Consider the following 9,465-nt stretch of genomic DNA (forward strand, 5'->3'; position numbering starts at 1 on the left):
CGTGAGTAATCTGACATGAATTATCTGACACGTCGGCTGCTGACATTTCCCCTTGTTATGCTGGGAGTGTCGATCCTTGTCTTCGTTGCGATCCGTATGGTCCCGGGCGATTCCATTACGGCTATGCTCGGAACGGAAGCAGGACTGCTGACGCCGGAACAGCGGCAGTCTCTGGCGCGGTATTTCGGTATCGACCAAAGCTGGACCACGCAGTACTGGCGTTGGCTGGGTGACGTGCTGCAGGGCAATCTGGGCGTGTCGGTCACGTTCGGAAGACCGGTGCTCGCAGTCATTCTGGAACGCTTTCCGTTGACGCTACAATTGGCATTGATGTCGATGATTATCGCGTTGCTCGTTGGACTTCCGGCCGGTGTTTACGCGGCCACGCGTAACGAGAAAATGTCCGATCTTGCGGTCCGCATTTTTGCAATGATAGGCCAGTCGACCCCCAGCTTCGTCCTTGGTCTCCTCTTTATTTATATTTTTTCGGCAGGTTTGGGTGTGTTGCCCGCCATGGGCGAATTCACGCCGATATGGGTAAATCCGTGGCAGAATTTTTTGCAGATGATACTGCCCGCCGTAACACTCGGCTTTGCATTTGCGGCATCGGTTACGCGCATATCGCGTTCGGCCATGCTGGACGTGCTCAGCGATGATTATGTTCGCACAGCCCGCAGCAAAGGTGCTTCGGCACGCTCTGTTATCTGGCGACATGCATTGCCCAATGCACTTATCCCTGTTGTGACGCTGAGTGGAGTAGAATTCGGCTATCTTCTGGGAGGGGCAGTGCTGGTCGAGCAGATTTATGCTCTGCCGGGGTTGGGACGTATGGTGTTAGATGCGATTTTGCAGCGCGATTATGCACTGGTGCAGGGCAGTATTCTCTTTATCGCTTTCAACTTCATGATCGTTAATCTGTTGGTGGACCTTCTTTATGTTGTGCTTGATCCGCGCATTCGTCTGGGGGAAAACTGATGCAGATATTGCGTTCCGTTTTTGCTCACCCGAGCGGGCGTATTGGCGGCCTCATCGTGCTGGTCTATCTGATTGTAGCTTGCCTCGGCTATTTTGGTTTCACGCCGCATGATCCGTTGATGCAGTATCGGATAGACAGGTTACGTCCTCCAAGTGCTGCCCACTGGATGGGAACTGACCTTTTCGGACGGGATGTAATGAGTCGCCTGATGGCAGGCATTGCACAATCCTTCATCGTTGGCTTTTCTGCAGTCGGAGTTGCTGCGTTCGTTGGCACAGTTCTCGGATTGACCGCGGCGTGGTTCGGGCGCTGGTGGGATGGTATTGTCATGCGGCTGATGGACGTACTGCTGGCATTTCCGGCAATTTTGCTCGCGCTCCTCATCATTGCCGTTGTTGGGCCGGGAACAGGAACAAGTATCGCTGCCATTGCCATCGTCTACACCCCGATCTTTACGCGAGTTGTGCGTGGCCCGGCATTGTCGATCAAAACACGCGAATTCGTAGATGCGGCACGTACTTTCCGCAGCAGCAACCATTATATCCTGTCGCGGCATCTGTTGCTTAATCTGGCTGCGCCTCTGACCGTGCAGATCACCTTGGCGCTGGCTTGGTCGCTGCTGACAGAGGCAGGCTTGAGCTTCCTCGGCCTCGGCACACAGCCACCTGCTTCATCGCTTGGCCTCATGCTGGCAGATGCGCGCAATCTCATGGAAACCGCGCCATGGCTGCTGGCCTTTCCGGGGCTGGCGATCATGATCGGTATTCTTGGCTTCAACCTTCTGGGTGATGCCCTGCGCGACATTCTCGATCCCAGGATGCGGAGGGTAGCGGCATGAACAAGCTTCTGTCTGTCTCAAACCTTCGCGTCGGTTTCGGGCGTAATCCTGAAGTCAACGAGATTGTACACGGTGTGAGTTTCGATCTCTCAGCCGGAGAAACGCTGGCGATTGTCGGAGAAAGCGGTTCTGGTAAATCTGTAACAGCTTTGTCGATTAATCGTCTTGTGGATTTTTGCGGTGGTCGCATTATTGATGGAACGATCAAGCTGAATCGCGCGAACGGTACCATCACCGATCTTGCGACAGCGAATGAAGCCGAGTTGACGAAAATTCGTGGTGCAGAAATCGGCATGACCTTTCAGGAGCCGATGACGTCACTCAATCCTGTACTTACGATTGGCAAGCAGATTGAGGAATCATTCCGTCTCCACCGTGGACTTACCGGAAAGCAGGCGGTCTCTGCAGCGAAGGATGCACTTGATCGCGTACGCATTCCGGATGCTGCACGGCGTCTTAAATACTGCCCGAACCAGTTTTCCGGCGGTATGCTGCAAAGGGTGATGATCGCAACGGCGCTTGCCTGTAATCCGCGCCTCATGATCGCCGACGAGCCGACCACCGCGCTCGATGTCACGGTACAAGCGCAGATCATGGCCCTGCTCGCGGAGCTGAAACGCGAAACCGGCATGGCGATGATCTTCATTACCCATGATATTGGTCTGGTTGCAGGTATGGCGGACAAAGTCATGGTCATGCAACACGGTGAGGCAGTGGAGCAAGGTGAACTGAATGCTGTTCTCGACCGTCCTCAGCATCCCTACACTCAACATCTCCTGAAGGCCGTGCCGCATTTTGAAAGCGGCAATGCGGTGCGAACCGATAATGCACGCGCGATAGAACCCGGTGCGAAGCCTGTTCTGGCTGTAGAGGGACTGACGGTCAGGTTTCCTGTCAAGGGCGGCTTCCTTGGCCGCAAAATCGGTGCGGTTCATGCCGTGGAGAGCGTAAATTTCGATCTAGTTCAGGGCGAAACACTTGCGGTCGTAGGGGAGAGTGGTTCGGGTAAGTCGACGACTGCGCGCGCGATTCTCGGACTTGTCAAAGCTTCGCGCGGCAAGCTTGAAGTCGGTGTCGCAAATACCTCTGACACTCGAAGCTCATCCTCCATCCAGATGGTTTTCCAGAATCCCTACGCCTCTCTCAACCCTCGCTTGCGCATAGACAGCATCCTTGCTGAACCGATTATCGCTGCTGGTGGGTGCAATGGGCTGGAAACACGACAGAAAATGCTGCAGTTACTTGACCGCGTGGACTTGCCCGCAAACAGTTTGGAGCGCTACCCGCACGAGTTTTCGGGCGGGCAGCGCCAGCGACTTTGCATTGCCCGCGCGCTGATGTTGAACCCTTCGGTCGTAGTTTTGGACGAAGCCGTTTCCGCACTGGATGTTTCAGTGCAGGCGAAAGTTCTGGAACTGCTGATTGATCTCCAGAAGGAACGCGGCCTTGCATATCTGTTCGTGTCGCATGATATGGCGGTGGTGGAACGTATCGCGCATCGCATTGCGGTTGTCTATGCCGGCCAGATCGTCGAAATAGGCGATGCCGCATCAATCCTGTCCACGCCGAAACATTCTTATACGAAGCGGTTGATATCTGCTGTTCCAAGTATTGATCGGCGCAACGAGCATTTCACCCTCGACACGAGGCAGGTACCGTCACTCGTTCGTCCCTTGGGATACGAGCCCGCACCGGTAAACTGGCAGACATATGGTCATGATCATATGGCCCGGACCGAGGCATCATCATCATGACAGGACCAAATGTCCGCCACTCCGTCGATACCGCCTTTACGGCTCGCTTTGAAAAAGCTTTCAGTCTGCTGACAAGTTCGTGCGAATCGGGCCGAATTCCGGGAGGTGTGCTCGGACTGGTTGATCTCTCTGGAAACCGGGCTGTTCGGGCGACCGGCTATGCGCAGATTGTCCCAGTGCGGCGCGCGATGACAATCGATACATGGTTCGATCTCGCCTCGCTGACAAAAGTGATTTTCACGACACCCCGCATTCTTGCGCTGGCCGAGGCAGGCGTCATTGATCTTGACGCGCCGTTAATCACGTTGCTTCCGGATCTTCGGCAGTATGATAATGATGCGTGGGAGCGCAAAGTCACTTTCCGCGAATGCCTTGGCCATCAGACACCGTTCCCATCGGTCGAACCGATCTATACCTACGGACGTGATCCAGAATTGTTGCGCGCATTCGTTCTGCAACGTGAATGGCGAAAATCTGGACCGGTTTATTCGGACATTAATTTCATCCTGCTCGGCTTTGCGATGGAAAGGCTATATGGCAAGACCATTCGCAAGATGGACCCCGGCGAGGGGTTTGCCTTTTCGGCTGAGCCGGAAATGAGTGCCGCCAGCGAAGATTGCACCTGGCGCAATCGTGTACTTTGCGGTGAGGTCCACGACGACAATTGTTCAGCGTTGCAGGGTGCTGCGCATGCGGGGCTGTTCGGCACGGCTGCATCCATACTCGATTTCGCGCTTGGGTTGCTTGATGGTAGTGGTGCATCGCGAAATGCCATCGCGTTGATGCGTCAGCCACTATCCGCCACAAGGACACACGGGTGGGAACGGCCTTATAAAGGCTGGTCAGGTGGCAATTTCAATTCGAAGGATACAATCGGCCATACCGGTTTCACAGGAACCGGTTTATGGATTGATTTTGAAGCGGGTAGGGCATGGACCTTGCTCACAAACCGCATACACCCAACCCGCCATTTCGACAGCGGTATCCTGGCACTGCGTCAGAGCGTCGGCGATACAATCTCATTGGGATAGGAGACGTCTATGCAGCCAATATGGGCCGTTGGCCTGATGACCGGCACTGTTCTTGATGGAAACATCGATGTGGCTCTCTTGAAGACGGATGGTGAGACCATCGAGGAATTCGGTGCTTATGCGCTGAAACCTTATCCGCTCTGGATACGCGATCTCCTGGAACAGGCGCAGGCTGAGGCCCGAATCTGGAATTTTGAGGGCGTGGAACCTGCGATTTTTGCCGAGGCGGAGGAAGCGCTGACACGCGCGCAGTCTGCGGCTGTTCGCGAACTGGTCGAAGAAAGTGGCTTGTCGATGACAGACATCGGTGTTGTCGGTTTCCATGGACAAACGGTGCTGCATCGCGCACCGCAGGTTGGTAGGCCTGGTGATACAAGGCAGCTTGGCGATGGAAGGCTTATGAGCGAATTGCTTGGAACTAAAGTCGCTTATGATTTCCGGACAGCAGATATTCGCGCTGGCGGGCAGGGCGCTCCGCTTGCGGCCGTCTATCACGCTGCCTTGCTGCGCAGTACCGATTCGAGTGGCAATACTGCGATTCTCAATCTCGGTGGTGTAGGCAATATCACATGGTGGGATGGCGATGATGTGCTTGTGGCATTCGATACGGGTCCAGCCAATGCACCAATCAACGATTTCATGAAAGCACATAGGTTGGGTGAGATGGACCGCGACGGCGCGCTCGCAGCAACGGGTAGGGTAGACGAAGCTCGGCTCACTGAACTGCTCAAACACCCTTATCTGACTGCGCCATATCCGAAGTCATTGGATCGCTTTGATTTTACGGATGCAATGGCCGATGGTCTCAATGAGGCAGACGGCGCGGCAACATTGACTGCGTTCACTACCTCTGCGGTTGGGAAAGCCCTGGATATTTTGCCGCGTCGGCCAAAGCGGCTTGCCGTCAGCGGTGGCGGCCGTCGCAATCCGACCATGATGCGTATGTTGGTCGAGCGTGCTCAAGTAGAACTCGTTCCCGTTGAAACATTTGGCTGGAGGGGCGATGCCGTAGAAGCCGAATGCTTTTCTTTCCTTGCGGTGCGGGTTTTGCGCGGTCTACCGATCAGTTTTCCGAGCACGACGGGGGTTCCCAAGCCTATGATTGGTGGGAAGCTAGCTGGTTGATTGGGCGATAATCATCGGATTTCTTCAAAGGGCAGCGTTGTTCACGTTGCCCTTTTGTTTTTCGATTCAGTGGGTGAAATTCAAATTCCAATGCAATTTGGGGTAAGGCATACTAAAAGCGTTACTATCGTATAAAATTGATCCCGCACAAGGATAATTCACTAACGGCCATCATTTGAAGTTACGCAGCGTCACGCTTGCCGCTGATATTTCATTTCTATTGCAAATGAACATGAAAAAATACAAAAATCATGCAATCTTCACGTTGATTTAGGCAATTCTCTTTATTGGTCTAATTTATCATGGAGAAATGCAATGAAACCCGTTCGACTCTTTTTCTACCTGCTCTTGCCCGTAGTCTGGCTATCCGGGGCAGTTGCTGAACCATTGGCCGAGCCGACAGGCAAACCGATCTTGGTCATATCTGGCAATATTTCGAATACAAATGTCGGTGATACAGCGCAGTTCGATCGGGATATGCTTGAGGCCGTCGGTTTGGAAACCGTAGAAACGGCTAATCCATGGTATGATGGGCGTGTGCGCTTCGAAGGCGTGTCGATGGACAAACTTATGACGGTCGTCGGCGCTAAGGGAACGAAAGTGACGGCTGTAGCGTTGAACGACTATGTCAGCACGCTGCCTATGGAGGATTTGAAGAAGTTCAATGTTATTCTTGCTATGAAGCGAGATGGCAATTACATGGCGGTGCGCGACAAAGGACCATTGTTTATAATCTACCCTTATGACAGCGACCCACAGCTCCAAAGCCAGACCTATTACACACGTTCTGCGTGGCAGGTTGCCAAGCTGATAGTTGAATAGAGGCAAAGTGTGAGACGGATTCTAGGCGTTATTATCTGTTGTTTCGTGGTGGCAACGGCCTACATCGCCTATGTCATTGCTGAGCGACAGACTGCGCTTCAGAAGTTTTCACGTTACAACGATTCTTGGGCTGTTGGTCAGACTGTTTCAGAATATATGCGACTTGAGCATGTTCTCGCTGGATATGCGCTGAATTTGAATGAGGACACGCGTGACGAAGTGCGGCTTCGTCTCGATATTATGCTTGGTCGGCTGGAGTTGCTACAACAGGGTAATCTGCGTTCTTTCATTCAAAATGTCCCGCAGCGGCGCGAACTGTTTCTGAAGCTGAGCAATGTTCTGCAGACACTCGATGCCCAGCTGGATAAACTTGATGCGGAAGGTGTCAAAACTCTTTTGCAGTCGATGAGTACACTTGACGGGCCGATGACAGCACTTGCGTCATCAGCTGTTGAGTATGATGTTGGGCTTATCGACGCTGCACAGGCAGAAGTTCGTCAGTTGCATCTTATTTATACGGGATTGGCGGCAGGTCTCATCCTTTGCGGCGTGGTACTAGTCATTCTTCTGCTTCGTCATAACAAGCTTCTTGATCGGGCGCATGGTAGCATGCAGCGCCTGACAAGTGACCTTCGACAAGCGACGGGTGAGCTACAGTCGCAGAATTTTCGGCTTGAACATGATGCACATCACGATGCTTTGACCGGATTACCCAATCGCGTTCTTTTCCGCCAGGATTTGGAAAAAAGACTTGATGCCGCACAGTCCGACAGCCAGTCGGCCATCATTCTTCTTCTAGATCTTGATGGTTTCAAGGACGTCAACGATACGCTTGGACATGATGTCGGTGACGCACTTTTACAGGCAGTCGCGCGGCGCCTCACAAAACTCGGTGAGAGAGGCGACATGGTATGCCGCCTAGGTGGCGACGAGTTTGCTCTGCTTTCCACTGGGCTGCAGGAAGAGGAAGCTCTGGAGCTGGCAGATCGTCTGATGGAAGCGATTAGTCAGCCTTATCATGTCGGCGAGCTGGAAATAAAAATCGGAACCTGCGTCGGTGTAGCAATCTCTCAAGGCGAGCCGGATACGGAAGAACTTTTTAAACATGCTGACCTCGCGCTCTATGAAGCGAAGGCGCTTGGTCCTGGTCACGCGAGTGTATTCAAGTCGCAGATGCAGACACGCTTGAGAGAGAAGAAATCATTCGAAGCAGATCTTCAGAAAGCACTGGAGAATTGCGAAATGGAAGTTTACTATCAACCGCAGGCTTGCACCATCACCCGTGAAATATGCGGCTATGAAGCGCTGCTTCGTTGGACCCACCCTATCCGTGGGGCTGTTTCACCCGTTGAATTCATTCCGGTTGCCGAAAAGATCGGTTTTATCCATGCGCTTGGAGACTGGGTACTCAAGACAGCCTGTCTGGAAGCTGCCCATTGGAACAAACCGCTCAAGATTGCGGTCAATCTCTCTCCAGTTCAATTTCGAAGTTTGAATCTTATTCAGAGCGTGATTGATGCACTTGAGCAAAGCGGACTCCACGCAGAGCGGTTGGAGCTCGAGATTACAGAATCGGTTTTGCTGGACAAAAACGAACAGACCTTGAGTACACTACGCCAATTGAAGGCATTGGGTATTCAGATAGCCATGGACGATTTTGGAACCGGCTATTCTTCACTTGGTAGCCTGAGTGGATTTCCTTTTGATAAAATCAAGATTGATCGTTCCTTCGTGCGCGAAGTGACGACGCGGCCAGATGCCCTCGCGATTGTCGAGCTCGTTACAGGGGTTGGGCGTAGTCTCAGAATGGTGACGATTGCAGAAGGCATTGAAACTGAGGAACAGTTCGAGTGTCTGAAGCGGCTGGGGTGCGACCAGGTCCAAGGTTACCTCATAGGTAGACCAATGCCCGCTTCAAAACTCAAACATCTCTATCAACGTAGTGAGCGGGATACAAAAGTGGCTAGTCGCGCTCCAGGCCTGTGACGATAATCCGTCGCGACAACTGGCATCCAACCTATAAATCAGTTTATGTTCACGCACTAAAAGCACCGCAAAGCTATATTGTAGTGTAACAGATTCGAAAGAAGAGCACCTTTGCATCGTTCGTTTGAAACTGATGTTCTGCTGCCGGGGAATTGGGGCGCGCAATTTTGCTGAAAGTACACGGAATTAACGTACCGATCACATCCAACGAGGTTTCGCCCGTTATCTGGCAGGCTTTGACAGATGGGAGTTATGAAGCCAAGGAAGCACGATCCATCTTCAAAGCGGTGAAATCGGGTGATCGGGTTTTGGAACTTGGTTCGGGAATCGGGATCATCACCTCTATCATAGCCAAGATTCCAGACGTGACGGTTTGGGCCTTCGAGGCAAATCCATCAACTGCGGCGCTGGCTCGGCGTGTTATCGACGCCAACGACCTCGACAATGTGGTGCTGTCACAAGGTATCCTGACTGCGGGTGAGCCTTGTTCTTTCCGTTTTTATGTGCGGCGTGACCTCTGGATGTCGTCGATGGATGAGAAACAAGGGCCGTATGAACACGCTATAGAGTTGTCCTCGGCCAATATTGACGAGTTTGTCGTTCGTCATGATATCAATGTTCTTGTCATGGATATTGAAGGTGCCGAACGTGATTTGCTCAGAAGTGCAGATTTAACAGGCGTAGAGCGTATCTTCCTCGAGTTGCATGATCATCTCTATGGCTTGGCTGGTATCCGGGACATGATGCATGCTCTCGCAGACAAAGGGTATGCGTACGATCCGCGAGGCTCTCAGGGGCCGTGCGTGCTGTTTGCCAAGGACGACGGTGTTCGTGAATACGAACCTGGATAGGGTATTGCAAGCGCTTGCAAATGATGTGGCCGACCGCATGGGATGGCTCTCTGCCTGAAGCGGGGTCGACGCTTCTATATAG

General features: G+C 52.7%; 8 protein-coding genes. All 8 read left to right on the forward strand.

The window, feature by feature from the left end; all coding sequences use genetic code 11:
• Positions 1-15: 15 nt before the first annotated feature.
• The 8 genes from JNC70_RS19695 (at position 16) to JNC70_RS19730 (ending at position 9,383) form a co-directional block, all read left to right on the forward strand.
• The gene (locus JNC70_RS19695) at positions 16-975 is read left to right on the forward strand and encodes an ABC transporter permease (protein WP_104757352.1); all 960 of its coding nucleotides are present in this window, start codon (positions 16-18) and stop codon (positions 973-975) included.
• Positions 975-1,814: an ABC transporter permease gene (locus JNC70_RS19700; protein WP_104757353.1), complete on the forward strand. Its 840-nt coding sequence runs from the start codon at positions 975-977 to the stop codon at positions 1,812-1,814. The genes JNC70_RS19695 and JNC70_RS19700 overlap by 1 nt, the downstream gene beginning before the upstream one ends.
• Positions 1,811-3,568, forward strand: a complete 1,758-nt coding sequence (locus tag JNC70_RS19705; RefSeq protein ID WP_104757354.1) for an ABC transporter ATP-binding protein — start codon at positions 1,811-1,813, stop codon at positions 3,566-3,568. Before JNC70_RS19700 ends, JNC70_RS19705 begins: the two co-directional genes overlap by 4 nt.
• On the forward strand, positions 3,565-4,599 hold the full coding sequence (locus JNC70_RS19710; protein WP_104757355.1) for a serine hydrolase domain-containing protein: 1,035 nt from the start codon (positions 3,565-3,567) through the stop codon (positions 4,597-4,599). The genes JNC70_RS19705 and JNC70_RS19710 overlap by 4 nt, the downstream gene beginning before the upstream one ends.
• A gap of 9 nt (positions 4,600-4,608) precedes the next feature.
• On the forward strand, positions 4,609-5,724 hold the full coding sequence (locus JNC70_RS19715) for an anhydro-N-acetylmuramic acid kinase (RefSeq protein ID WP_104757356.1): 1,116 nt from the start codon (positions 4,609-4,611) through the stop codon (positions 5,722-5,724).
• 315 nt (positions 5,725-6,039) lie between these two features.
• Positions 6,040-6,546, forward strand: coding sequence for a putative pterin-binding protein (locus tag JNC70_RS19720; protein ID WP_104757357.1), 507 nt, complete (start codon positions 6,040-6,042; stop codon positions 6,544-6,546).
• 9 nt (positions 6,547-6,555) lie between these two features.
• A complete protein-coding gene (locus tag JNC70_RS19725; RefSeq protein WP_374788864.1) occupies positions 6,556-8,532 on the forward strand; it encodes a putative bifunctional diguanylate cyclase/phosphodiesterase in 1,977 nt (658 codons plus the stop codon).
• A gap of 167 nt (positions 8,533-8,699) precedes the next feature.
• On the forward strand, positions 8,700-9,383 hold the full coding sequence (locus JNC70_RS19730) for an FkbM family methyltransferase (protein WP_104757361.1): 684 nt from the start codon (positions 8,700-8,702) through the stop codon (positions 9,381-9,383).
• Positions 9,384-9,465 lie beyond the last annotated feature (82 nt).

The organism is Brucella oryzae, from assembly GCF_041929965.1.
GTDB classification, from domain to species: domain Bacteria; phylum Pseudomonadota; class Alphaproteobacteria; order Rhizobiales; family Rhizobiaceae; genus Brucella; species Brucella oryzae.